At 63.9% G+C, this 24,038-nt stretch carries 21 protein-coding genes and 1 pseudogene; 10 read left to right on the forward strand and 12 right to left on the reverse strand.

Annotated elements, in window-relative coordinates:
* Positions 1–92 precede the first annotated feature (92 nt).
* A pseudogene (locus X751_RS01000000164090) lies at positions 93–1,421 on the reverse strand (DUF3422 family protein).
* Positions 1,422–1,542: 121 nt separating this feature from the next.
* Here X751_RS01000000164090 and X751_RS141345 point away from each other — a divergent pair.
* The 3 genes from X751_RS141345 to X751_RS141335 are packed head-to-tail and all read left to right on the forward strand — an operon-like array spanning position 1,543 to position 4,312.
* Positions 1,543–2,340: an FCD domain-containing protein gene (locus tag X751_RS141345; protein ID WP_023692349.1), complete on the forward strand. Its 798-nt coding sequence runs from the start codon at positions 1,543–1,545 to the stop codon at positions 2,338–2,340.
* 12 nt (positions 2,341–2,352) lie between these two features.
* Positions 2,353–3,489, forward strand: coding sequence for an alpha-hydroxy acid oxidase (locus X751_RS141340; RefSeq protein ID WP_023745710.1), 1,137 nt, complete (start codon positions 2,353–2,355; stop codon positions 3,487–3,489).
* A 55-nt stretch (positions 3,490–3,544) separates the two neighbouring features.
* Entirely contained in the window at positions 3,545–4,312 is a 768-nt protein-coding gene (locus X751_RS141335; protein ID WP_023681837.1) for a metallophosphoesterase family protein, read from the forward strand.
* Here X751_RS141335 and X751_RS1000000165995 read toward each other — a convergent pair.
* Both X751_RS1000000165995 and X751_RS141330 read right to left on the reverse strand, forming a co-directional pair.
* Positions 4,309–4,449 (reverse strand): hypothetical protein, encoded by a 141-nt coding sequence (locus tag X751_RS1000000165995; protein ID WP_006206855.1) that lies wholly within the window; start codon positions 4,447–4,449, stop codon positions 4,309–4,311. The genes X751_RS141335 and X751_RS1000000165995 overlap by 4 nt on opposite strands.
* Positions 4,450–4,820: 371 nt before the next feature.
* A complete protein-coding gene (locus tag X751_RS141330) occupies positions 4,821–5,519 on the reverse strand; it encodes a type 1 glutamine amidotransferase (RefSeq protein ID WP_023681838.1) in 699 nt (232 codons plus the stop codon).
* 86 nt (positions 5,520–5,605) lie between these two features.
* Here X751_RS141330 and X751_RS141325 point away from each other — a divergent pair, with 86 nt between their 5' ends.
* From X751_RS141325 to X751_RS141310, 4 genes are all read left to right on the forward strand, one after another.
* Complete coding sequence (locus tag X751_RS141325; protein ID WP_023692351.1) at positions 5,606–6,253, forward strand: hypothetical protein; 648 nt, start codon at positions 5,606–5,608, stop codon at positions 6,251–6,253.
* Positions 6,254–6,284: 31 nt separating this feature from the next.
* Positions 6,285–7,019 carry a 16S rRNA (uracil(1498)-N(3))-methyltransferase gene (locus X751_RS141320; RefSeq protein WP_023745711.1) on the forward strand — a complete coding sequence of 245 codons (735 nt, stop codon included), beginning with the start codon at positions 6,285–6,287 and terminating at the stop codon, positions 7,017–7,019.
* 114 nt (positions 7,020–7,133) lie between these two features.
* A complete protein-coding gene (locus X751_RS141315) occupies positions 7,134–8,507 on the forward strand; it encodes a glutamate--cysteine ligase (protein ID WP_023692353.1) in 1,374 nt (457 codons plus the stop codon).
* Positions 8,508–8,597: 90 nt separating this feature from the next.
* A complete protein-coding gene (locus tag X751_RS141310) occupies positions 8,598–9,659 on the forward strand; it encodes a DUF937 domain-containing protein (protein WP_023692354.1) in 1,062 nt (353 codons plus the stop codon).
* Positions 9,660–9,891: 232 nt separating this feature from the next.
* Here the strand turns inward: X751_RS141310 and X751_RS141305 are convergent, their stop codons facing one another.
* A complete protein-coding gene (locus X751_RS141305; protein ID WP_023745712.1) occupies positions 9,892–10,182 on the reverse strand; it encodes a DUF1127 domain-containing protein in 291 nt (96 codons plus the stop codon).
* Positions 10,183–10,360: 178 nt separating this feature from the next.
* On the opposite strand from X751_RS141305, the gene X751_RS141300 reads away from it, so the two are divergent.
* Positions 10,361–11,317, forward strand: a complete 957-nt coding sequence (locus tag X751_RS141300; RefSeq protein WP_023692356.1) for a LysR substrate-binding domain-containing protein — start codon at positions 10,361–10,363, stop codon at positions 11,315–11,317.
* A 6-nt stretch (positions 11,318–11,323) separates the two neighbouring features.
* Here the strand turns inward: X751_RS141300 and X751_RS141295 are convergent, their stop codons facing one another.
* Positions 11,324–13,522 (reverse strand): EAL domain-containing protein, encoded by a 2,199-nt coding sequence (locus X751_RS141295; RefSeq protein WP_023692357.1) that lies wholly within the window; start codon positions 13,520–13,522, stop codon positions 11,324–11,326.
* Between the two features lie 91 nt (positions 13,523–13,613).
* Between X751_RS141295 and xseA the strand changes: the two genes are divergently transcribed.
* Entirely contained in the window at positions 13,614–15,287 is a 1,674-nt protein-coding gene (gene xseA, locus X751_RS141290; RefSeq protein ID WP_023715633.1) for an exodeoxyribonuclease VII large subunit, read from the forward strand.
* A gap of 8 nt (positions 15,288–15,295) precedes the next feature.
* Positions 15,296–16,414 carry a P1 family peptidase gene (locus X751_RS141285; protein WP_023715632.1) on the forward strand — a complete coding sequence of 373 codons (1,119 nt, stop codon included), beginning with the start codon at positions 15,296–15,298 and terminating at the stop codon, positions 16,412–16,414.
* A gap of 33 nt (positions 16,415–16,447) precedes the next feature.
* On the opposite strand, the gene X751_RS141280 is transcribed toward X751_RS141285, so the two are convergent.
* From X751_RS141280 to X751_RS141250, 7 genes are all read right to left on the reverse strand, one after another.
* Positions 16,448–16,690, reverse strand: a complete 243-nt coding sequence (locus X751_RS141280) for a DUF768 domain-containing protein (protein WP_023670565.1) — start codon at positions 16,688–16,690, stop codon at positions 16,448–16,450.
* Between the two features lie 621 nt (positions 16,691–17,311).
* On the reverse strand, positions 17,312–18,205 hold the full coding sequence (locus X751_RS141275; protein ID WP_023681847.1) for a sugar phosphate isomerase/epimerase: 894 nt from the start codon (positions 18,203–18,205) through the stop codon (positions 17,312–17,314).
* A 66-nt stretch (positions 18,206–18,271) separates the two neighbouring features.
* Positions 18,272–19,210 carry an ABC transporter substrate-binding protein gene (locus X751_RS141270; protein WP_023670567.1) on the reverse strand — a complete coding sequence of 313 codons (939 nt, stop codon included), beginning with the start codon at positions 19,208–19,210 and terminating at the stop codon, positions 18,272–18,274.
* 76 nt (positions 19,211–19,286) lie between these two features.
* Positions 19,287–20,279: a ribose ABC transporter permease gene (locus X751_RS141265; protein WP_023745714.1), complete on the reverse strand. Its 993-nt coding sequence runs from the start codon at positions 20,277–20,279 to the stop codon at positions 19,287–19,289.
* The gene (locus X751_RS141260; protein WP_050592391.1) at positions 20,276–21,772 is read right to left on the reverse strand and encodes a sugar ABC transporter ATP-binding protein; all 1,497 of its coding nucleotides are present in this window, start codon (positions 21,770–21,772) and stop codon (positions 20,276–20,278) included. Before X751_RS141260 ends, X751_RS141265 begins: the two co-directional genes overlap by 4 nt.
* 44 nt (positions 21,773–21,816) lie before the next feature.
* Positions 21,817–23,196, reverse strand: coding sequence for an FGGY-family carbohydrate kinase (locus X751_RS141255; protein WP_023745716.1), 1,380 nt, complete (start codon positions 23,194–23,196; stop codon positions 21,817–21,819).
* Positions 23,193–23,975, reverse strand: a complete 783-nt coding sequence (locus X751_RS141250; protein WP_023701285.1) for a DeoR/GlpR family DNA-binding transcription regulator — start codon at positions 23,973–23,975, stop codon at positions 23,193–23,195. The genes X751_RS141255 and X751_RS141250 overlap by 4 nt, the downstream gene beginning before the upstream one ends.
* Positions 23,976–24,038: the final 63 nt, after the last annotated feature.

The following is a 24,038-nucleotide window of genomic DNA, read 5'->3' on the forward strand; positions in this document are numbered from 1 at the left end:
ACCCTCCCCCTTGTGGGGAGGGTCGCGAACGCAGTGAGCGGGGTGGGGGTCCGCGCGACGAAGCTCTTTACGAGCACCCTCACCCCGATCCGCTATGCGGATCGACCCTCCCCACAAGGGGGAGGGTAAAGTGCGCTCCTACTCCCCCGGATGTTTCGCCGGCTCGGAGTGCATCCGCCTGACTCGCCGCACGCCCCACCAGACCAGCAGGATGGCGACCGGCACCGCGACGGCCGTGACGACTTCCGGTGCAAAGGCATGGCCGAAGATCGAGGCGCCCTTGGCGAGATAGGAGATCAGGCCGACGACATAGTAGGACACTGCCGCCACCGACAGGCCTTCCACCGTCTGCTGCAGCCGCAGTTGCAGCCGGGCACGGTTGTTCATCGACGCCAGCAGATCGCGGTTCTGCTTCTCGACCTCGACATCGACCCAGGTGCGCAGCAGCGTGGTGGCGCGGGTTAGTTTGCGCGACAGGTTGGCCTGGCGCTCCTCGACCGAACGGCAGGTGCGCATGGCGGGTGCCNGGCGGCATCAGCCTCGAGTTCAGCGGCAAGCTCGGTCAGGTCGGCGAGCAGCGTCTGGCTGTCGCGGGTTTCAGCGACCTTCATTTCCAGCGTGGTCTGCGCCAGCCGGTCCTCGATGCGGCGGGCGCGGCCCGACAGCGTCAGCGCCAGCGGCAGGCCGAGCATGGCAAGCGTGCGATACGTCTCGACGTCGATCAGCCGCTGCGACAGCGCGCCGGTCCGCGCCGGCGTCAGGCCGCGATCAAGCACCAGGATGCGGGTCAGGCCGTCGCCGTCCTGGCGGAAATCGGTGACGATGGCCGCATTGCCGCGCTCGACCAGCGAATAGCAGAGGCTCGTCGGGTCGAAGGCCGCAATCAGCTTCTCGCTTGCCGGCGTCCATTTGCGGATCTCCAGCCTTATGCCTGAGATCACCGTTCCCGGCGGCGAGAACCCGTTGCCGAAAGGAGAATCCTCCTGCGCCCTGCCGCTTTCGGCAAGCGGCCCTTCCCAAAGATAGGTCGAGAATTCCGTATGCCGCTCCCAGCGCAGCGTACCCTTGCCCCACTTCATGGCGTGGTGGCGGGCATGACGGTCGGGCGCCGCGATGCCGAGGCGCCGCGACAGTTCGGAGAGCACGGCCATGTCGACGCTGGAGCCGCCCTCGGTCATGAAGGCGAGTTGCACAAGCACGCGCGGCTTCTCGATCAGCGGATGCGGCCGGGCATGGACCTCGCCGATCGCGCCGGGCCGTCCCTCATGCGCGGGAAAGCCCATCACGCTGCCCTGGGCGCGCGGCTGGAATTCGAGGTTGGACGTCTCGTCCGACACGGTGGTCCCCCTGTTCTCGACCCTTCGTGTGATGGCGTCCTCTAAAGGCAATCCATGAGGCGCGTAAACACCAAAGTCTAGCATCGTAGGTCCTGCCGGCGCGACGCGCAGACCGACCCGATTGGGCAAATTGGATAAATAATTTGACCAGTTGGCGACGCTGGCTTTATCTTGCGCGACGCCGGTTCAATTTCCCAGGCCCCCGTTGAGCGATATTTTCTCCAGGATCGAGCATTCGCGCACCGCCGACGAGGTGGTGCAGCAGATCGAAAGCCTGATCCTTGAAGGCGTGCTGCGCACCGGCGACCGGCTGCCGGGCGAGCGCGAGCTGGCGCGCCAGTTCGACGTGTCGCGGCCGATCCTGCGCGATGCGCTGAAGGCGCTGGAAGGGCGCGGGCTGCTGATCACCAAGGCCGGCGGCGGCACCCATGTCGCCGACGTCATCGGCCAGTTGTTCACCAAGCCGGTGACCGACCTCATCTCGATGCACCGCAAGGCGGTGACCGACTATCTGGAATACCGCCGCGAGATCGAAGGTGTTGCGGCCGAATATGCGGCGCGGCGCGCGACAGCGGACGACATTGCGCTGCTCGACCGCATCGTGGCGCGCATGGACGAGGCGCACCGCACCGGCGATTTCGACGACGAGGCGGAAATCGACGTCGAGTTCCACCATGCTGTGTGCGAATGCGCGCACAACATCATCCTCTTGCACACGCTGCGCTCCTGCTACCGGCTGCTGTCTGAAGGCGTGTTCCAGAACCGGCTTCTGGTGTTCAGCGTGCCCGGAGCGCGCGAGGCGCTGCTGGCCCAGCACGGCGCGATCTACAAAGCCGTGAAGGCCGGCGATCCCTCAGCTGCCCGCCAAGCGGCGATGGACCATATCTCCTATGTCGAGCGCTCGATGCTCGAGGCCGAACGCAGCGGCGACTGGCAGCGCGTGTCGCGGCTCAGGCTTAAGCAGCGCTCCGACGCCGACGACGGCTTCAAGACGACTGGCTAACGAGGAACCACCATGAGCGACATCCTCACCATTGCCGATCTCAAGGACCTGGCGCGCCGGCGGGTGCCGAAGATGTTCTTCGACTATGCCGATTCCGGCGCCTGGACCGAAAGCACCTACCGCGCCAACGAAGAGGACTTCCAGAAGATAAAATTCCGTCAGCGCGTACTGGTCGACATGAGCAACCGCTCGCTGGAATCGACCATGATCGGCGAGAAAGTGGCGATGCCGGTGGCGCTTGCCCCAACTGGAATGACCGGCATGCAGCATGCCGATGGCGAGATGCTGGCCGCGCAGGCGGCAGAGGAATTCGGCGTGCCGTTCACGCTGTCGACGATGAGCATCTGCTCGATCGAGGATGTCGCGTCGGTGACCAAGAAGCCGTTCTGGTTCCAGCTCTACGTGCTTCGCGACAAGGATTTCGTGCTCGACCTGATCGACAGGGCGAAGGCTGCAAAATGCTCGGCGCTGGTGTTGACGCTCGACCTGCAGATCTTGGGGCAGCGCCACAAGGATGTCCGCAACGGGCTGTCGGCGCCGCCCAAGATGACGCTGGCCAACATTGCCAACATCGCCATGCGGCCACGCTGGCTGATGGGCATTGCCGGCACCAAGCGCCGCACCTTCCGCAACATTGTCGGCCATGCCAAGGGCGTCGGCGACGTCGCTTCGCTGACATCGTGGACGACGGAGCAGTTCGACCCGCATCTGTCGTGGAAGGATGTCGCCTGGATCAAGGAACGTTGGGGCGGCAAGCTGATCCTGAAAGGCATTCTCGACAAGGAGGACGCGCTGATGGCGGTCGAGACCGGCGCCGACGCCATCATCGTTTCCAACCATGGCGGGCGCCAGCTCGACGGCGCATCGTCGTCAATCATGGCGCTGGAAGAGATCGCCGATGCCGTCGGCGACAGGATCGAGGTGCATATGGACGGCGGCATCCGCTCGGGCCAGGACGTGCTGAAGGCGCTTTGCCTCGGCGCCAAGGGCACCTATATCGGCCGCCCGTTCCTGTACGGATTGGGCGCTATGGGCAAGCAAGGCGTGACCCTGGCGCTGGACATCATCCGCAAGGAGATGGACATCACGCTGGCACTGTGCGGCAAGCGGCTGGTGACCGACATGGGCAAGGACCAGTTGCGGCGCTAGGGTCTTGTTCACCGATTAGACCCTAGCCTCGCTGGATCACGGAGACGAAGCCGCCTTGACCGAGACCGGCATCCACTACCTCGACGCGCGCGCACCCGATGGCATGCGCCTCTATGCGATCGGCGACGTGCATGGCCGGCTCGATCTGCTCGCCGCCATGCATCGCCGCATCGAGAGCGAACTCGAATACAAGCCGACCAGCGATTGGCGCGTCATCCACCTCGGCGACTATGTCGACCGCGGACCAGAGTCCAAGGGCGTCATAGACTTCCTGATCGAGGCACAGAAACGCGATCCGCGGCATCTGATGCTCGCCGGCAACCACGATATCGGCTTCCTCGACTTTCTCGACGAGCCTGACCCGGAAGGGCTGTTCATCCGTTATGGCGGCGTGCAGACGGCACAATCCTATGGTGTCGACTTAGCGGGACACGCAAGCTGGTTCGGCAAGGCCGAGGCGTTACGGCGGGGACACCAGGCACTGGTCAATGCTGTACCGCAAGCCCATGTCGACTTCCTGCGGTCGCTGCAATTGTCACTGATATCAGGTGATTTCTTCTTATGCCATGCCGGCGTCAGGCCTGACGTGCCGCTGGCGAGCCAGAGCCCGCAGGATCTGGTCTGGATCCGCGACGTCTTCCACAACCATCCAGGGCTTTACCCGAAGGTGATCGTGCACGGCCACACACCGGTGCCGCAGGCGGAGGTGATGCCGAACCGCGTCAATGTCGACACACTCGCCTGGCAGTCAGGCATGCTCAGCGCGCTCGCCGTGGACGGCGCGGACAAGCGTATCCTGACTGTGCAGGGAAAAGCGTTTTAGCGAAGCGCGGCGGTGACGCCGTAGCCGTCGACGGCCTGATGGTTGTTGGCTGCATCGGCGGAATAAATGCCGAGACCGCACAAAACGATGGCAGACAGCATGACAAAGGACAGAAGCGCTGCTTTCACGGACGTCATCTCTAGTTGAGCTTCCTGCATCTGGGCACGAGGCGGTTACCAATGGGTTGAAACCGAGAATTCGTCTCAAAGTTTCGACGATTTCGCGCTTGTAGGTCGATTCTGTATCGGCGGTGTGTCGCGCGGATCACACAGAAGGTTCATCGCGGTTGCATTGCCGTTGCATAGCGCGCGCCTTGTAGGATAGCGTTCGGCCACAAACCAAGGACGAAAGAAGTTGTCCCCGGCAGATTCCCCGCCGCGTGCCAATTATGCAACGGATAGAGCGGTTCGCCGCTACGGCGAACCGCTCTATCTTTTTATCTGACGCAATTCCGGACGGAAAACCGCTTCACACTTTTCCTGGAATTGCTGACTGCGCGCGGCCAGTCTCAGATCGTCGCCACCCAGGCGCGGGCAATGGCCAAGCCCGCGGCGTCGGCCTCGGGGCCGTTGCGTGCCATTTCGCTGTCGAGGCGATCCTGCCAGTCGGGATGGCGATCGGCAATCAGCGGCGCGAAGGATGTGCTCCAGTCCCTCACCATCGGCTGGTCGGCCTCGAAATGGAACTGGAAGCCGTAGACGGCGCGGCCGATACGGAACGCCTGGTTCTCGGCAATTTCGCTGCCGGCAAGCCGCACCGCATTTGACGGCAGCGCGAAAGTGTCGTCGTGCCATTCGAAGATGGGGAAATCCTGGGGAAGTGCGCCAAGCACCGGATCGGTTCTGGCGTCCGGCGTCAGCGATACCTTGTGCCAGCCGAATTCCGAGGCGCCGCCGATCTGGTTCTCACCGCCGAAAGAGCGGGCAACCAACTGGCTGCCCAGGCAGATACCGAGAACCGAGCGATCCTTGGCGGCGAAATCGCGGGTCAGTTCGAGCAGCACCGGGAAATACGGGTAGTCATCGTCGGCCAGCGCATTCTGGCCGCCGCCCAGCATCACCATGGCATCGTGTCCGGTCGCGTCGTCCGGCAGCGCATCGCCCTTGTAGGGCCGGCGCAGGTCGAGATCGGCGCCGGCTTCGGCGAGCGCGGCACCAACCTGGCCAAGGCCGGTGTTGTCGTAGTTCTGGACCACCAGCACCCGCATCGCAAAACCCTGCTGACATGAAATGACGCGACGAGCGATATCATGTCGCCAGCATTGCAGCCAAGATGCGTATTCGGGAGAGAGCTATGCCACTGCAGAACCGGGTCGATCCGTTCGGCGCCATCCATGCCATATCCGAGCGCGGCCTGTTCACCGGCAATCGCGGCATCATCCACGATCCTGAGACCAAGACGCTGCTGAAAAAGCGTTGGGCCTTGCCGGCCTGGATCATCTGCGTCTGCCAATTCCGCAATGTGCGGCGCGAGCCGATGGGCAGGAATCGGCCGGGCGGCAGGGCCGGCTGGACCGAGTTGTTCTTCCTCGACGAGGTGACGGCGCTGGCCGCCGGGCACCGTCCCTGTTTCTATTGCCGGCGTGAGCGAGCCACGGATTTTGTCGGGCGTTTCGGCAAAGTCTTCGGTGTAAACGAACCGCGCGCGCCAATGGTGGACAAGCGGCTGCACAAGGAGCGGCTGGCTTCGGGCGGCAAGCCACCTGATGTCACCATGGGAGAGCTTGCCGAATTGCCGGACGGAGCGATGATCGCGGATGGCGGCTCGGCCTATGCGCTGCGCGGCGGCAACGCGCTGCCCTGGTCGTTCGCAGGCTATGGCGATGCGGCGGCCTTCGACAGCCTTGCCGGCCGTTCGCTGCGCCTGCTCACACCGGCCACGACCGTTTCGGTGCTGCGGCACGGTTTTGAACCGGTGTGGCATCGTTCCGCCGAGACTTGACGCCAGGCACCGCCTCGCCCATTCCTCGGCGATGCGCGCCAATTACAAGATGCAGCGGCTGTTCTTGGCCGACGATCTCGCAGCCGACATCGAATTCGATGCCGGCCAGCAGCAAAGCCATTACCTCATGCATGTGCTGCGGCTGGGCGAAGGCGCCGAGATTCTGGTCTTCAACGGCCGCGACGGCGAGTGGTCGGCGGCGATCGCTTCGAAGTCGAAGAAGGCGGTGCGGCTGAGAGTGCTCAGCCAACAGCGGCCGCAACCGCCTTTGCCCGATCTAGTTTATTGCTTCGCGCCGCTGAAGCAGGGGCGGCTCGACTATCTCGTGCAGAAGGCGGTGGAGATGGGCGCCGGCATCCTGCAGCCGGTGATCACCCAGCACACGCAATTGGCAAAACCCTCCATCGACCGGCTGCGCGCCAATGTCGTCGAGGCGGCCGAGCAATGCGGCATACTGGCGGTGCCGGAAGTGCGCGAGGCCGAGAAATTCGAGCGCCTGCTCTCCGGCTGGGACAAGGAACGCCGGCTTATCTTCTGCGACGAGGATGCCTCGACCAACAATCCACTGCCAGCGCTGCAGGGGTTGAGGGAAAAGAAACTGGCGCTGATGGTCGGACCGGAAGGCGGCTTTTCCGACGAGGAACGCAAGATGCTGCGGGCGCTCCCCTTCGTCACCGCCATCCCGCTCGGACCGCGCATCCTGCGCGCCGATACGGCAGCGGTGGCGGCGCTTGCGGTGATGCAGGCGACGGTCGGAGACTGGTAAGAAGCGTAAAGATCAATTCCTGTTGACCTGTGGCTCAGGATTTTTCGCTTGATCGGCTGCTGACATTTCGTCCATTTAGCGCCGGCGGGCTCCGAGAGCCGCAGAGGGGGCCCCATGGCGCGCGACACAACCGATTTCCGGGCAATCGAAGGCATCGACGAACTGGTCGAGCATCTGGCCGAAGGCAACAAGCCGCGCGACAAGTGGCGCATCGGGACCGAGCACGAGAAGTTCCCCTTCTATGTCGACGGGAACGCGCCGGTGCCCTATGGCGGCGAGCGCGGCATCCGCGCCATCCTCGAAGGCATGCAGCAAAAGCTCGGCTGGGACCCGATCATCGATGACGGCCGCATCATCGGCCTGGTCGAGCCGACCGGACAGGGCGCGATCTCGCTGGAGCCTGGTGGCCAGTTCGAGCTGTCGGGCGCGCCGCTGGAAACGATCCACCAGACCTGTCGCGAGGGCAATGCGCATCTGGCGCAGGTCCGCGAGATCGCCGAGCCGATGGGCATCCGCTTTCTCGGCCTCGGCGGCAGCCCGAAATGGTCGCTGGCCGAGACGCCGAAAATGCCGAAATCGCGCTACGAAATCATGACCCGCTACATGCCCAAGGTCGGCACCAAGGGTCTCGACATGATGTATCGCACCTGCACCATCCAGGTGAACCTCGACTTCGAAAGCGAAGCCGACATGCGCCGCAAGATGCAGGTGTCGCTGAAGCTGCAGCCACTGTCGACGGCGCTGTTTGCCAACTCGCCCTTCACCGACAGCCGGCCGAACGGGCTGCAGAGCTGGCGCGGCGACATCTGGCGCGACACCGACAACCAGCGCTCGGGCCTGCTCGAATTCTGCTTCTCGCCCGAGTTCGGCTTTGCCGACTATGTCGAATGGGCGCTCGACGTGCCGATGTATTTCGTCATCCGCGACGGCCACTATCACGACATGACGCACATCACCTTCCGCCGGTTCATGGCCGGCGCTGCCCGCAATGAAGTACCAGACGGACTGCCGACCATGGGCGACTGGGCGAACCATCTGTCGACGCTGTTCCCCGACGTCAGGCTGAAGCGCTTCCTCGAAATGCGCGGCGCCGATGGCGGGCCGTGGCGCCGCATCTGCGCACTGCCGGCCTTCTGGGTCGGGCTGCTCTATGACGAGGCCGCGCTCGACGCCGCCGAGGCGCTGACTTCGAGCTGGACGTATGAAGAAACGCTGGCGATGCGCAATGCGGTGCCGGAACAAGGCATTTCCGCGCCGTTCCGCAACACGACGCTGCGTGAGATCGGCCGCGATGTAATGACGATTTCGCGCCTTGGGCTGAAAAATCGCGGCAGGAAGAACCGCGACGGCTATGACGAGACCTCGTTCCTCAACACGCTGGACGAAGTCGTGGCGCGCGGTACCACCAGTGCCGAGGAAATGCTGTCGGCCTACCACACGCGCTGGGGCGGCTCGATCGAGCCGGTGTTCATGGAATATGCGTATTAGCGTCGCGCCTTGAGCAGCGGCAAAAGCCGCTTCAATCGAACATCGAAACGAACTAGGTTCTCCCTCGAGGATTTCCCGGAGGAGAAACCGATGCCTACCTTGTTCGACATATTGGCGCAGGCGCAGAACGGCAACGGCATGCAGGCGCTTGCCCAGCAGTACGGGCTTTCCATGCAGCAGACGCAGGCGGCTGTCGCCGCTCTGCTGCCGGCCTTCTCGCAAGGGTTGCAACGCAACACCGCCGATCCCTATGGGCTAGGCGCCTTCATGACGGCGATGGCGAGCGGCCAGCACGCGAAATATTTCGAGGACGCGACCAGGGCTTTCTCACCGCAAGGCGTCAATGAGGGCAATGGCATTCTGGGTCATCTGTTCGGCTCGAAGGAGCTGTCGCGCGCGGTGGCCAGCCAGGCCGCGCAGGCGACCGGCGTCAGCCAGCAGATCCTGCAGCAGATGCTGCCGGCCATCGCTTCGATGGTGATGGGCGGATTGTTCAAGCAGACGACAAACCAGTTGACCGGGGGTCAGATGCAGGCCGCCGGTGGCTTCGGCGGCGGCAGCAATCCGCTCGGCGAGATCATCGAACAGATGATGCGGCAGGCGGGCGGCGGGGCACAGCCTCCGCCGCAGCCAGCACCCAATCCTTACGGTGAGAACCCGCTGGGCAAAGTGCTGCAGGACATGTTCGGCGGCGGCGCCCAACAGCCGCAAAGCCAGCCGCAACAGGCGCCCAACTCCTATGGCGACAATCCGCTGGGCAAGGTGCTGCAGGACATGTTCGGCGGTGGCGCGGCACAGCAACCGCAGGGCCGGCCGCAGCAGCCAACACAGCCGCAACAGACGCAGAGCCCTTACGGCGACAACCCGCTGGGCAAGATTTTTGAAGAGATGATGCGGCAAGGCGGTGGTGGCGGCTTCGGCCTGCCCGGTGGGCAGCCGGCGCCGCAGCAGCCGCAAGCACCCCAGCCGCGACAGGCACCGCAGGAGCGCGAGGCGCCGCAACCGCAGGCCAATCCGAGCGGCAGGCCACGCAATCCGTTCGACGATATTTTCGGCAAGATGTTCGAGACCGGCGCCCAGCAGCGCGACGACTATCAGAAGGGCGTGGAAACGATCTTCGACCAGTTCAAGCGGGACATGGACCGGCGGTAGTTGGCGGTAGTTGGGCGCTGACCTTCGCGGCTTCGGAGCAAGGAACGAAGCGAGCGGCGCAGACCGCACGATGACGACGGAGCTTTAAAAGAAAAGCCCGGTCCTGGAGGAGGACCGGGCCAGTGTGCAGGCTGGCCGGCGGGGAACCGGCAGGGAGTGGGGAGCCTGCTATACTCGTTGGTCGCAGCGAGCCTGAGAAAGGTTCACGGCAACCGAAACAATGCGCCCGATATCACGCTATCTGGCGGGCGAGATTTTCGATCGTATCGGCACGATCGCTCGCAATCGCACGCAGCTTCACGGTCGGATCGGCGCCGAACGGCACATCGATGGCGACATGGAGGTCCGAGCGCGTCAGGCCGATATCGGCGAGTTCGGCGTCCGACATCTCGCCAAGGCGATAGAAGGCGCGGCGATTTTTCCAGGCCTGGTAGGCGTTGAGAAGAGTGTTGGCCACGCGCGTCGCAACGGCCGGACGCGAGGTGATGCGCGAGGTCTCGGTGGCGAAATCAAACGTGGTCATGTCGGTCTCCTTCAGACTCGAACTGGACAAGACCAGGCGATCGGCGCTGGGGACAGCGGCCGTTCCGGTCTCGATTCACATGCTTTCATGTGGACAATGTGAATTTGCCACGCACCGATTGATTAATCCAACGAATGTTTCTAATCTTTAGCATCAACGCTAGTGATGGATTGGACCGATGAAAGCGCCACTCGATCTCGACCAGTTGCAGACCTTCATCTCGATTGCCGATACCGGCAGCTTCACCCGCGCGGCCGAGGAAGTGCTGCGCACGCAATCGGCGGTGTCGATGCAGATGCGCCGGCTGGAAGAGCGGATCGGCAAGCCGCTGTTCGAAAAGGACGGCCGCACCAACAGGCTGACCGAGGAAGGCGACAAGCTGCTCTCCTACGCGCGCCGCCTGCTCTATCTCAACCGCGAAACGCTGGCCGCCTTCGATGACCAGCGGCTCGAAGGCACCATCCGAATCGGCACCCCCGACGACTATGCCGACCGGTTCCTGCCCGAGATCATGGCGCGCTTCACGCGCTCCAACCCACGCGTCGAGCTGACCGTGATCTGCGAGCCGACACCAGGCTTGGTCGAGCATATCAAGCGCGGCAATCTCGATCTTGCGCTGGTGACGCACAACGATACGCGCGGCCAGTCGGAAGTGGTGCGGCGCGAGCCGCTGCTATGGGTGACCTCGGCCAACCATGCCACGCACGAACAGGAAGTGCTGCCGATGGCCTTCGGCCGGCCGAACTGCATCTGGCGGCGCGCCGCCGTCGATGTGCTCGACCGGCAAAACCGCGACTATCGAATCCTGTTCACCAGCTTCTCGGCCACCGTCATCACCGCCGCGGTGCTGTCGGGGCTGGCGATCTCGGTGCTGCCGGAATGCGCGCTGCGGCCCGGCATGCGAGTGCTGGGCGAAGCCGACGGTTTTGGCGCCCTGCCCGACTGCCGCATCGGCATCATGCGCGGCCAGACCTCGCGTCCCGAAATCGTCGACGCTCTGGCCCGGCACATCTCGGAAAGCCTCGACAATATTTCCGTGCCGCTCGGCGAAGAAACGGGAAGCTTCGATTTCGCCTCGCTCGCCTTCGCCAAGATGAAGCGGGGCAAGCCGAACCAGATCCTGCCTGGCTGGTAGGAACGATCAGGCCGACGCTGCCGCCTCCGTCGTTGCGTTGGCCGACGACAGGCCGGGCAGCGCCACCAATTGCGCCGGCTCCAGCGGCGGCGACAAGAGGTAGCCCTGCAGCTGCTGGCAGCCCATGGCGACCAGCAGCGCCTTTTGCACCTCGGTCTCTACGCCCTCGGCGGTGACCTCGACCTTGAGCGCGCCGGCGAGATCGATCAGCGCCTTGACGATGGCGCCCGAATTGCCGTCGCCGTCGAGAAGCCGCACGAAGGAGCGGTCGATCTTGAGCTTGTCGATGGCATGGCGGCGCAGATAGCTCAGCGACGAATAGCCGGTGCCGAAATCGTCGAGCACAATGCCGACGCCCGACTGGCGCAAGGCTGCCAGAGCCGCTCTGGTGGTGTCGTTGTTTTCCAGGAGAACGTTTTCGGTGATTTCGAGCTGCAGGCGCTTCGGCGCCAGTCCGGTTTCGGCGAGGATCGAGGCAACCTCTTCGGCAAAGCCGGCGTCGCGCAATTGCAGCGGCGAGACATTGACGGCGAGCCACGGCAGTTTGGTCTTCACGGCGAAGCGGCAGGCTTCCAGCAGGGCCCATGCGCCGAGCTGCCCGATCATGCCGCGTTCCTCGGCGATGGCGATGAACTGCGCCGCCGGCAGTGCGCCATGGACCTCATGCGCCCAGCGGATCAGCGCCTCGGCGCCGACAATGGTCTTGCCGTCGCTGGCAAAGACCGGCTGGTAGGCGAGCTTGATACCGGTGCCGCCATTCAGCGCGCTGCGCAGCTCGCTCTCGACCTTGCGCTTGCGCAGCAAAAGGTCGTCCATGTCGCCGGCGAAGACCTGGTAGCGGCCACGGCCGTTCTTCTTGGCTTCGTAGAGCGCGATGTCGGCCTTGCGCAGCAGATCGTCTGCGTCGGCATCAGGGCCTGTCGACAAGGCTATGCCGATGCTGGCGCTGATAAAGACCTGATCGTCCATCAGCTTGAACGGCTCCTGCAGTTTCTGCAGCACCCTCTCGGAAATATCCTCGGCGTTCCTTACGTCGCGGACATCGATCAGGATCACCGCGAATTCGTCGCCACCCAGTCTTGCCACCGTGTCGACGTCGCGAACCGTATGCTGAAGCCTGGCCGCCGTCTGGCGCACGAGTTCGTCGCCTGCCGGGTGACCAAGCGTGTCGTTGACATGCTTGAAGCGATCTAGATCGAGATAAAGCAGCGCGACCTTGCTTTCATTGCCGGAGGTAAGCAAGGCACGCCGCAGCCTGTCCTCGAACAGTGCCCGGTTGGGCAGGCCGGTGAGCGTGTCGTGAAAGGCGAGATATTGCGCCTGGGCCTGGCTGGTCTGCAGCGCCGATGACGCACGGCGCAGACGCCGGAGCAGAAAGGCGAGCACGCTCGCCGCAACCAGCGCGGCCAGAGCCAGGGCCGGGCTGGCCTTGCCCACCAGCGTCAGGCCGGGCCGTTCCTGGTCCCAAGCAATATAGCCGAGGATGACACCCTGTTTGTCGATAAGCGGAATGGCAGCCGAGCCAAGCGGCTGAGCCATCGGCAGGAGATGCGCCCCCGCCAGAAGATATTTCTGCGCGATCTTGCCGATCACCGCGTCGTTGATGAACTCTATGGAGACATGCAGATATTCGCTGCCGGATGCCTGGGTGACGCGATCCGAACTCGGCACCAGAGGCATGACGCTGAGTATGGCAGGCTGACCGCCAAGCGAGACCAGATCGTCGGCAACGAATTTTGCGCCGGCCTGGCTTGCGTCCTTGCTCATCATCTGGCGCAACCTGGCGATGGTCGGCCGCAAAGCGGGTTCGTCCTCGCCAAAGACGGCAGGCGACACGACCTTGCCTTCGCGCATGGCGTGGACCGGCCGGTTGGCGTCGTCCAGCACATAGACCCGGTTGTGGCCGTAATACGAGGACATCCAGACGCTGAGATTCTCTGCCATCCAGGTCTGGTTGCCGGCCTTGGCGTTGATAACGGAATCATCCCAGACGGCGACGCTTTCCTGCTCGCGCTTTACCGCGGCGATCTGGTCCTGCAGGCCGTTGGCCAGGAAAACCTTCTGCCGCTCGAGCGAGACCCGGTCGGCCTGCATGGTGGCGTAAAGGCCGAAGCCGACAACGATGGCCAGTGCAAAAACGGCAAGCGTCAGCACCGTCAGGGTGACCTGGAACGTCAACGGGCTGCGTTGTCTGCGGGCGCTCATGCGTCCTCCTTGGCCCAGAGTCAATCAGGACAGGCTTAAGATCAAGTTATGGAATCTTGACGCGGAGCGACAACAGCCGCTCAATCGGCCGATGAGCGACGCAGAATCCGAATCACGAACCAATGCCACCGAATACACGGTGAGCGAGATTTCCGGCGCGCTGAAGCGCACGGTCGAGGATGTCTTCGGCCATGTGCGGGTGCGCGGCGAAATTTCCGGCTATCGCGGGCCGCACTCTTCCGGCCATGCCTATTTCACACTGAAGGACGACCGCGCGCGGCTCGATGCCGTGGTCTGGAAAGGCACGATGAGCCGGCTGAAATTCCGCCCCGAAGAGGGGATGGAGGTGATCGCCACCGGCAAACTCACCACCTATCCCGGCAAATCCAACTACCAGATCGTCATCGACAATCTAGAACCCGCCGGCGCCGGGGCGCTGATGGCGCTTTTGGAAGAGCGCAAGCGGCGACTGCAGGCCGAAGGACTTTTCGATGCCGGCCGCAAGCGGCGGCTGCCGTTCATGCCGCGCACCATCGGCGTCGTCACCTCGCCGACCGGATCGGTGATCCGTGACATCATCCATCGCATCAAGGACCGCTTTCCGCTGCATGTGCTGGTCTGGCCGGTAAGAGTCCAGGGCGAGACGGCGGGGGCGGAAGTGACGGCCGCCGTCAACGGCTTCAACGCGCTGGCCTGGGATGGCGCGATTGCCCAGCCCGACCTTCTGATCGTGGCGCGCGGCGGCGGCAGCCTCGAGGACCTCTGGGGGTTCAACGATGAAGGGCTGGCGCGCGCCGTCGCCGCCTCGCGCATTCCGGTGATTTCGGCCGTCGGGCACGAGACCGACTGGACCTTGATCGACCTCGTCGCCGACATGCGCGCACCGACGCCGACAGGTGCGGCGGAGATCGCGGTGCCGGTGAAAGCGGACCTCGAAGCGACACTAGCCAGTCTTGGCGCACGTCTCAAAGCAGCCACCTTGCGCAATTTCGAACGCAAGCGGCAGGCCTCGCGTGCGGCGGCCCGGGCACTGCCCTCACCCGACCAGTTGCTGGCGCTGCCGCGACGGCGGCTGGACGAGGCGGCCAGCCGGCTTAGCCGGGGGCTGATGGTCTCCACCGAAAGAAAGCGAGCTCGGTTCTTCGCCGTGAAGCTCACTCCGGCAACGCTGTCGCGGCGGATTGCCGAGGCGCGACGAACCAACGACCGCAACCTTTTGCGCGCCCAGGGGGCGCTGCGCGCATTGGCGAGAGCCCGGCGCGCGGAACTCAATCGCGCAGCGGATCAGTTGCCAAAATGCGCAAAAGCATCCCTGCAACGGCACAGGCAGCAACTGGCTTTGCTGCAAGGCCGCATTACGATCGAGCCAACGGCACGGCGGCAAACCGTGCAGAGGGATCTGCTGACAGCTTTGACGAGACGCGGCACGCAAGCGGTACTGCTCAGGCTGGAGCGACTGCGCGGCCGCATTGTCCAATCCGAGAGGCTGATGGCAACGCTGTCGCACAAGGCTGTGCTGGCCCGCGGCTTCGCGCTGGTCAAGGATGCCGACGGCGCGGTGATCAAACTGGCAGTTGATGTGACGCCGGGCGCTGGCCTGCAGCTGGAGTTCGCCGACGGCATCGTAAATGCGGTCGCGACCGGCGACGCCGAGCGGGTGCAGGCCGTTGCCAAACCAGCGGCCACGCCGCCCGCCAGCAAACCCGCCGCAAAGCCGGCGGCCAGCAAACCGAAAGAACCGGGCAATCAGGGCTCGCTTTTTTAGAGGACCGCATGACCGGACATGACCCGCATCTTCAAACGCCGGCGGGCAAGCCGCGCGCCCGTGCTTTCGGCATTGCCTTCGAGGGCACGCCGGGCGGCTTCAACGCCATCACCGATGTGCCCGGCGTATCGGTCGGCTATGCGACGCTGATTTCCGGCGAGGGTCTGCTCGAGGTTGGCACGGGGCCGGTGCGCACCGGCGTCACCGCCATCCTGCCGCGGCCGTTGGCTGAGCTCGCCACGCCGGTGTTTGCCGGTGTCTTCAGCCAGAACGGCAATGGCGAGTTGACGGGGTCGCACATTATCGAGGAAGTCGGCGCCTTCAACCTGCCGGTCACGATCACCAACACGCATTCCTGCGGCGTTACCCGCGACGGCACGCTGCGTTGGATGCAACGCGTGCTGCCGCCGGCGCTCGACAGCGGCTGGGGCCTGCCGGTTGCGGCGGAGACCTATGATGGTTTCCTCAACGACATCAACGGTCATCACGTCGGCTTCGAAGATGTCGAAGCCGCGCTCGACGGTGCCGCCGGTGGAGCGATCGAGGAAGGCAGTGTCGGCGGCGGCACCGGCATGATTGCCTTTGGCTTCAAGGCCGGCTCGGGCACGGCATCGCGCATCGTCGAGTGGCAGGGCATCAGGCATACGGTCGGCGTATTCGTGCAGGCGAATTTCGGCAAGCGGCGCAATTTCACACTGCGCGGCGCCCGCGTCGGGCCTGATCTGGTAGAGCCGGCGATGCGCGAAGGCACGCCGCGTGCCGAAAAGGGCTCGATCATCGCCATCGTCGCCACCGATGCGCCATTTCTGCCGCACCAGATGAAGCGGCTGGCAAAGCGCGTGCCGCTCGGCATCGCCATGACAGGCGGCTTCGGCTACCACAGTTCGGGCGACATTTTTCTGGCCTTCACCACCGCCAATCCGCAAGCAGCACTTGCACCATCGGGACGAACCGCAAACGTCGCTTACATCCCGGACGTCGATATCGATCCGTTCTTCGATGCGGTGGCGCAAGGCGTAGAGGAGGCGATCCTCAATGCAATGGTCGCCAATGAGGATATGAGCGGACGCGACGGCAATTTCGTGCCGGCGCTGCCGAAGGCCTGGCTGAAAGATCGATTTGGATAGAGGACAAGGCCTGGCGGCGCCAGGCCTGTTGCGTCACGGCTTGGCCGCGTTGCTCTGGTCGGCCTCGGCCGCCTCTTCGAGCCGCGATGCGATCAGTTCCTGGATGTCGCCGACTTCTTCCTGGATATCTTCCAGCGGAATGCCGACCTCAGCGGCCTTGGCCGCGCACTCCTTGGCGAGGGTCTCGGCCTGCTTCTCGATCTTTACCGGCGAGTGCTGGCAGTGGACCTTTTCACCGATCCATCCGCGCAAGAACTCGATCGCATGTTCACTCATACTGCTTTTCCCTGGCGGCTATGCCGGTTGGTAACCGTAAACGTCCGCACCCGGTAAAGGATGCATGCTGCCATTCGAACCGAGTCGGCTTCGCCCGGCAAGTTGATCTTGTCGGAGGTCCGAAGAGCCGAATGAAGGGAAGGGTTCAATGAGCACGTTCTGATTGTTTGATAGAGTGGTACGTTGGCCGGGATCGGCTTCGGCTCTATGCTGTTGTTCTTACGATCTTTTCCTGCTGTCGACGGCCGATTTGTATCACAATAGGGATCACAACGCGTAACACATTTTCTGCTGCTTCGTGGTACACAGCCACAGCTACACGGTCGAAGCCGCCGCTATATAGTGACATCATTATGCGATGTCGACTCTATCAGCCATCCTGCTTCCTTCCGCCGCGCTGTGTCAAACGTCATCCCCGTCCAGTATGGAGATCGGATGGCCCCGGAGGGCGTATGAAGATGTTGATTTTATTGCGTTTCGTGAGCCAAAATCAGAAAGCTCTCGTCAGCGTCACCCCGCTCGACTGCCTCCGCCACACTCAGCGCCTCCGACGTCGATTCCTTGCACGTAACGCGCGGGCCGGATGAACGACAACATTGGCGCTTTGGCAGCGCGCTCCTGCTAAGGACGATGTCTCGATGCGACAAGCTCTGCCTTGCGCTGCGCCGTCTCCAGCCCGATTGAGATGAAGGCGCGCGCATGCCGGGCCAATTCCATATTGTCGGCCCACAGATTGCGCCAGATCGCGGTCTTCCGTGAGAGGTTCTCGTCGACGATCTTCGACGAGAAGGATTCAAAGCTGAGGTCGTCCCTATAGCCGATTGCGGTCAGCGCATCGAAGATGGCGGCAAAGTCGATATTGCCGGTGCCGAGGAAACCGCGATGGCTCTCGCCGATATGGACATAGCCGATCTTGTCAGCGGCATGGCGGATAGCCAGTCCGACATCGGCCTCCTCGATGTTCATGTGGAAGGTATCGAGATGCAGGAAGATGTTGTCGGAGCCGGTGTCCGCGATGAAGGCCAGGCCTTGTGAAGCGGTGTTGAGCAGATTGCTTTCGAAGCGGTTGACGATCTCCAGGTTGAGCGTGACGCCGGCGGCCTTGGCCGTCTCCGCAACCTTCGCAAGTGTCCCCGCGCTGCGGTTCCACTGATCGCGCGTCGGCGCCTGCGTCTGCAAGCCGTGGCTGGTGCTGAGGATGCCGCCAATCTTCTGGCCGCCGAGATCGCGGGTGAGCGCGATCGTCTCGTTGAGGATCTCGACGCCGCGCGCGGCAACCGCCTTGTCGGCACTCGAAATGTCGCCGTCGGCCGGCAGGCCGATGCTGATCGCGACGCCGAGCTTGAGGTCGGCGATGCGCCTGGCCAACCCGCCAACGTCGACATTGGCCGGGTCAAGATAGGAGAACTCGATCAGGTCGAAGCCGGCCTCTCTGGTGTTGGCCAGCGTGCGTTCGAGGTCGCCTTGCGCCGAACTCGCCGACCAGACGAAGGAATGAATACCGATGCGCGACATGATCGTCTCCCGTTTCTGGAATTGAGATGCGGCCGGGTTGCCCCGGCCGCATCGGCCTTGGGAGGCTTAGCGGGCTGCGGTCCAGCCCTTGTAGTCTTTCAGGTTCTCGGCCGTGATCAGCTTCGGGTCGAGCAGCACGGTCGGCTCCGCCGGCTTCTTGCCGGCAAGCAGCTCAGCCGCCATCGTCAGCGACTGGCCAGCCATCACGTAGGGATCCTGCGAAGCCGAGGCCTTGATCATCGAGGTGCCGGAAGCGAGTTCCTTCTCGATATCGGGAGCGCCATCCACTGCGGTGAAGATGAACTCCGAGCGATTGAGCTGCTTGGCCGCAAGCTGGGCGCCGATCGCCGTCGGATCGTTGATGGCAAACACCGCATCGATCTTGTCGAAGCGGGTGAGCAGCGACTGGAAGACCTTCAGGCCGCCGTCGCGCGAGCCTTCGGCATTCTGGTCGTCGGAGAGGATCTTGATGTCGGGGTGTTTTGCAAGGACGTCCTTGCAGCCCTTCACCCGCTCCAGGATCGACGACGACGCCGGGCCGTTGAGGATAACGTAGTCGCCCTTGCCGCCGGTGTGGTCGACCAGATACTGGCAGGCCTCTTCGCCGGCCTTGACGTTGTTGGTCATCACGGTGACGTCGGCGCCTGGCGCCGAGACGTCGAAGGCGGCAACGACGATGCCCGCTGCTTGCGCCTTCTTCACCGCCGGGCCGATCGCCTTGGCATCGACCGCATTGAGCATGATCACGTCGACCCCGGCGGCGATGAAGGAATCGACCTGAGAGACCTGCTTGTTGAGGTCGTAGTCGGCCGACACTGAGGTTACCTCGACCTTCGGGTTGATCTTCTTGGCTGCGTCCTCGATGCCCTTGATGGTGGCGACGAAGAAGGGGTTGCCGAGCAGGCCGACCGAGATGCCGACCTTGTTGAGGTCCTTGGCCGATGCGGGCGCGATGGCGGCGGCCGCGAGTGCGACGCCGCAGAGCAGTTTAGCGATGGTCTTCATTGCTTTCCTCCAATTGCCCCGCGCCTCTCACGGTGCGTTACACAAACCGGTCGTTTACGCCGGCGACCAAGGTCAATCACGTTCTCGCTCCTGCCTGGAGCCTGTAGCGGTCGAGGGCGACTGCCACGATGATGACCAATCCCTTGATGATGTACTGCCAGATGTCCGAGACACCGGCCAAGATGAGCCCGTTGGATAGCACCGCTATGATCAGGCCACCGATCAGCGTACCCCAGATCGAGCCGACGCCGCCGACGAAGCTGGTGCCGCCGAGAATGACCGCGGCAATGGCGTCGAGTTCGTAAGACTGCCCAAGCTGCAGCCCGTTGGCCGCATAGAGCCGGGCCGCTGACATGGCGCCGCCAAGGCCGGCCAGCAGGCCGGAAACGCCATAGACAAAGAGCAGCACCAGCGGCACCTTGATGCCGGTCAGCCGCGCCGCTTCGGCATTGCCGCCGACGGCATAGATCCAGGTGCCGAGCACGGTGCGCTTGAGCACCAGCCAGGACAGCACCACGACCGACAAGGCGATGATGACCAGCCAGGGAACGCCGAACAGCGCACCGTTGCCGATGAAGTCGAACGGCAGGTCCGAGTTGAACACCGTGGTGTCCTGGCCGAGCAGGCGGGCGACGCCGCGCACAGCGGTCAGCGACCCCAGCGTGACGATGAAGGGCGGCAGTCTGATATAGGCGATCAGCAGCCCGTTGATGACGCCGAAGCCGAGGCCGACGAGAATGGCCGCCGGCACGCCCAGCAGTCCCCAATCAGGCACCAGCGACACCATCACCGCCACCATCGCCGAGGCGGCAAGTATCGAGCCGACGGACAGGTCGATCCCGCCGGTCAGGATGACGAAGGTCATGCCCGCTGCCAGCACAATGTTGATCGACGATTGCTGCATGACGATCAGCAAATTGGTCTGGGTGAAGAAGCGCGCGTTCATCAACTGAAAGCCGACCGCCAGCAGGATCAGGATCGGCAGCATGCCAAGGGCGGCGAAGGCGGTGCGCAACCGCCGGCTCCTGCCGACAGCCTGGCCACTGATCTCGGTCGCCTTGTCGGTCATCCCTTGGCCGCTCCCGTTGCAAGTTCCATAATTGCTTCCTGGCGCAGCGGCTGGTCTTTGGACGCCGTAACCTCGCCGGCAATCGTGCCGTCGCGCATTACCAGCACGCGGTCGGCAACGCCGATCACCTCCGGCAGTTCGCTGGAGATCATCAGGATGGCGATGCCCTTTTTGGCGAGATTGTCGATCAGCCGGTAGATTTCCGACTTCGCTCCGACATCGACGCCGCGCGTCGGTTCATCCAGGATGACCACTTGCGGCTCGGTCTCGAGCAGGCGGGCAAGCAACACTTTCTGCTGGTTGCCGCCCGACAGCGAACCCGCATTGGCCTGTACCGACCTGGTGCGGATGGAGAGATCCGAAACGGCCGTGGCAGCACGTCTCTCGGCGGCTTTGAAATCCCGCAAGCCGCCGGGCCGCGCATCCCTGGCCAGCACGCCCATGCTGATGTTGTCGGATATCGACATGTCGAGGAACAGGCCGAGCTCCTTGCGGTCCTCGGTGAGATAGGCGATGCCGGCATTCAGTGCCTCGCTTGGCGAGCCGATGGTTACGGGCTTGCCGTCGAGTTCCAGCGTGCCGGCGATGCGTCTGTCGGCGCCGAAGATCAGTCGCGCGAGTTCGGTGCGGCCCGAGCCGACAAGGCCAGCCAGAGCCAGTACCTCGCCCTTGTGCAATTCGAAGGAGCAGTTCTTCAGGAGATTGCCGTCCGCCATGCCGCGCACCGACAAGGCGACCGCGCGCTTGCTGTCCGGCGGGCGATGATCCTTCCTGTAAAAAGCGGACAGGTCGCGGCCAACCATCATCGAGACGAGGCGCGAGGCGTTCAGCTCGGCGCGCTCGAGTGTGCCGACATAGCCGCTGTCGCGCAGCACGCTGACACGGTCGGCCAACTGGTAGACCTCTTCCATGCGGTGGCTGATGTAGATGATGGCGATGCCTTGCGACTTCAGCGTCGCGATGACCTCGAACAGACGGTCGGTCTCGCGCGAGGTCAGAGAGGTGGTTGGCTCGTCCATGACGATGATGCGCGCGCTGGTCGAAAGCGCGCGGGCGATTTCGACCAGCTGACGCTCGCCGAGCGACAGGCTGGAAACCTGGGCCCGTGCGGAGAAGGACACGCCGAGACGCTTGATGATCTCATTGCTGCGCCGGTAGCATTGGTCGCGGTCGACGATGCCGAAACGCCTCGGCTCATTGCCGAGGAAGATGTTCTGCGCGACCGTCAGGTTGGGCGCCAGCGACAGTTCCTGATAGATAACCGCAATGCCGTGAGCCCGCGCCTTGATCGGGTCGCCGGTGGCGACCGGCACGCCGTCGATCAGTATCTCGCCGCCGGCATCAGGCCGATAGGCGCCGGACAGCACCTTCATCAAAGTCGACTTGCCAGCACCGTTTTCACCCATCAGCGCATGGACTTCGCCGGCATGGACGGTCAGCGACACGTCCTGCAGGGCGCGGACTGGCCCGAACGTCTTCGAGATGTGCCGCATTTCCAGCACTGGCTGGCGCGTGACTTCGGCCTGAGCAGCGACGATCACCGTGCGCCTCCCGCTGCCGCGCGGGGGATGCCCTGCTCGCCGATGAGGCCACGCCATGTGTCGCGATATCGGGCAAGTCCGGTGAAGCTTGCGGCACGCACGGGCTCCGGCACTTCCGCGGCAAATTCGCGGCCGACGGTCTCGAAGGCCAGCGCCGCCGCCCCGGTGGCGCTGCCCTCCAGTGTGGCCCCTTGCAGGAAGGCCTGGCTGGGACGCAGTTGCGCCACTAGCCCGGCGAGCAGGCCGCCAGCGTTCAGTCCGCCATCGACGATCACGGTGTTATCCGAATGGATCTGGTCGAGGCAGAGGTCGACCATCAGCGCGACGTAGAGCAGCGCCACGGCTGCGCGTTCCTCGGCGCTTGGCATGCGGCCGACCAATTTGCCGGCGCGGCCGGGCATTGGGCCGCCCGGCGCGAAGCTCGGCAGCGCCATGCTGCCGGCGTTGATCACCCGCTGCACTGTCGCCGGCGCGATCGCGCCTTGCCAGCCGTCGCTGATCGTGGCGAATTCGCGCCCGCCCATAAAGCGGATGGTCGGCACAGGGCCGCCGTCGACATCGACATTGACCAGCATGTCGCGCTGGCCATCGAGCGCGTCGAGCAGGCAATCCGGATTAAGCACGACGACCCAGGTGCCGGTCGAGACGACGGTGACCGGGCCAAGCTCCTGCCGGCGATAGGCATGGAGCGCGGCATTGCTGTCATGGACACCATTGTGGATGGCGATCCGCCGCTTCGTATCGCCGAGGCGTTGCTCGCCGACAACCGAGCCCGCCCGCTCGAAAGCGGGCATCCGGTCGCGCCAGCCCTCAATATCGACCAGCGAACTGAAGTCGCGCTTGCGCGGCGCCCATAAATGCGAGTGGCAGCCGAGATAGGACACTTCCGAGACCGCCCGGCCGCCAAACCGCCAGCTCCAGTATTGTGGATAGCCGAGGATCGATTTCGCGGCCGTGAATGCACCGGGTTGCACCGCCTGTAGCCACAGCATGTGGCGACCGTAGTTGAAGCCGAGCGGCAATCGCGGCGAGAAGGTCTCGGTGAAATCCGGAACGAGGCGATCTATTTGCGCGGCAATATCAGCCGGCGGCTCTTGCTCGTAGTCGAGTATCGGATGCGTCAGCGCCGCCTCGTCGACCAGGGCAAAGGTGCAGCCATGGCCCGACACCATCACGCCCTCTACGCCATGGATGTCGGTGGCCTCGCTTACGGCGCGAACCGCCCAATTGTGAAGTGCTGCCTCATCAAGCACGCTGAAGCCATCTTTGCGCATCCAGTTCGGCCGGGTCCGGCGCTCGTCGACGATGCGCCCGTCCTGAGCGAAGACGAACAGCTTCGAATTGGTCTTGCCGAAATCGAGGACGGCCATCTTCACTGGATGGCTCCCGAAGCCGAAGCGATGCGCACCATGACGCCCGCGTCTTCCAGCATGCGCGCGTCGACGTCGGACAGGCCGTCATCGGTCACCAGCGTGCCGATGCGCGACAAGGGCAGCGCGATGTTACGGGCGTGGATCGACAGTTTGCGGCTGTCGGCCAGCACCACGATCTGGTCGGCACACAGGCTGAGATCGGCGATGGAGCGGACCAGCAGCGGGTGCGATTCCAGCACGCCCTCCTGGCCAAGGCCTTGCGCGCCGAGAAAGAACTTCGATGCGTAGAACGGCTCCGCCTGGGTCGGTGAATGGATGATGCCCGGCTCACGATGCAGATCGCCGCCGGCAACGGTCAGGCTGCAATGGCCGTGGTCGCTCAGATAGGCCGCGAGCGGCATCGAATTGGTATAGAGACGGATGCTGCGCTCAGCCAGCTTGACCCCAAGGTGGAAGCAGGTCGAACCGCCATGCACGATGACCGCATCGCCGTCGCGCACCATCGTGGCCGCGAGAGCGGCGATCTGCCGCTTGGCCTCGACCGCGAGGTCGCGGTTCTCGTCATAGGGCCTGGCATAGGCAACACCCGCCTGTGAAGCGCCGTCGAGCGCCGAGATGCCGCCATAGACCTTCCGTGCTTCACCGGCCTCGTCGATCTTGTCGATGTCGCGCCGCACCGTCGCCGCCGACACGCCGAGCTGCTCCTGCAGTTCGCGCACCGACGCGAAGGGGCGATCCCGCAGCAACTCGACGATCTGACGCTGGCGGCCGGAGTCGCTCAATCGTTTTTCCTCCCAGGAGCCGTTTTTGCCGCAGCATTTGACGTAACTTACTCAACATCTTTC

The sequence above is a fragment of the Mesorhizobium sp. LNJC394B00 genome, assembly GCF_000502555.1.
Taxonomy (GTDB): Bacteria; Pseudomonadota; Alphaproteobacteria; order Rhizobiales; family Rhizobiaceae; genus Mesorhizobium.

Coding starts and splice junctions, on each gene's coding strand:
- X751_RS141315 (WP_023692353.1), top strand. CDS start 7,134: ATGGCGCGCGACACAACCGATTTCCGGGCAATCGAAGGCATCGACGAA.
- X751_RS141285 (WP_023715632.1), top strand. CDS start 15,296: ATGACCGGACATGACCCGCATCTTCAAACGCCGGCGGGCAAGCCGCGC.
- X751_RS141320 (WP_023745711.1), top strand. CDS start 6,285: ATGCGCGCCAATTACAAGATGCAGCGGCTGTTCTTGGCCGACGATCTC.
- X751_RS141295 (WP_023692357.1), bottom strand. CDS start 13,522: ATGAGCGCCCGCAGACAACGCAGCCCGTTGACGTTCCAGGTCACCCTG.
- xseA (WP_023715633.1), top strand. CDS start 13,614: ATGAGCGACGCAGAATCCGAATCACGAACCAATGCCACCGAATACACG.
- X751_RS141265 (WP_023745714.1), bottom strand. CDS start 20,279: ATGACCGACAAGGCGACCGAGATCAGTGGCCAGGCTGTCGGCAGGAGC.
- X751_RS141330 (WP_023681838.1), bottom strand. CDS start 5,519: ATGCGGGTGCTGGTGGTCCAGAACTACGACAACACCGGCCTTGGCCAG.
- X751_RS141280 (WP_023670565.1), bottom strand. CDS start 16,690: ATGAGTGAACATGCGATCGAGTTCTTGCGCGGATGGATCGGTGAAAAG.
- X751_RS141260 (WP_050592391.1), bottom strand. CDS start 21,772: ATGCGGCACATCTCGAAGACGTTCGGGCCAGTCCGCGCCCTGCAGGAC.
- X751_RS141275 (WP_023681847.1), bottom strand. CDS start 18,205: ATGTCGCGCATCGGTATTCATTCCTTCGTCTGGTCGGCGAGTTCGGCG.
- X751_RS141325 (WP_023692351.1), top strand. CDS start 5,606: ATGCCACTGCAGAACCGGGTCGATCCGTTCGGCGCCATCCATGCCATA.
- X751_RS141270 (WP_023670567.1), bottom strand. CDS start 19,210: ATGAAGACCATCGCTAAACTGCTCTGCGGCGTCGCACTCGCGGCCGCC.
- X751_RS141340 (WP_023745710.1), top strand. CDS start 2,353: ATGAGCGACATCCTCACCATTGCCGATCTCAAGGACCTGGCGCGCCGG.
- X751_RS141310 (WP_023692354.1), top strand. CDS start 8,598: ATGCCTACCTTGTTCGACATATTGGCGCAGGCGCAGAACGGCAACGGC.
- X751_RS141300 (WP_023692356.1), top strand. CDS start 10,361: ATGAAAGCGCCACTCGATCTCGACCAGTTGCAGACCTTCATCTCGATT.
- X751_RS141305 (WP_023745712.1), bottom strand. CDS start 10,182: ATGACCACGTTTGATTTCGCCACCGAGACCTCGCGCATCACCTCGCGT.
- X751_RS1000000165995 (WP_006206855.1), bottom strand. CDS start 4,449: ATGACGTCCGTGAAAGCAGCGCTTCTGTCCTTTGTCATGCTGTCTGCC.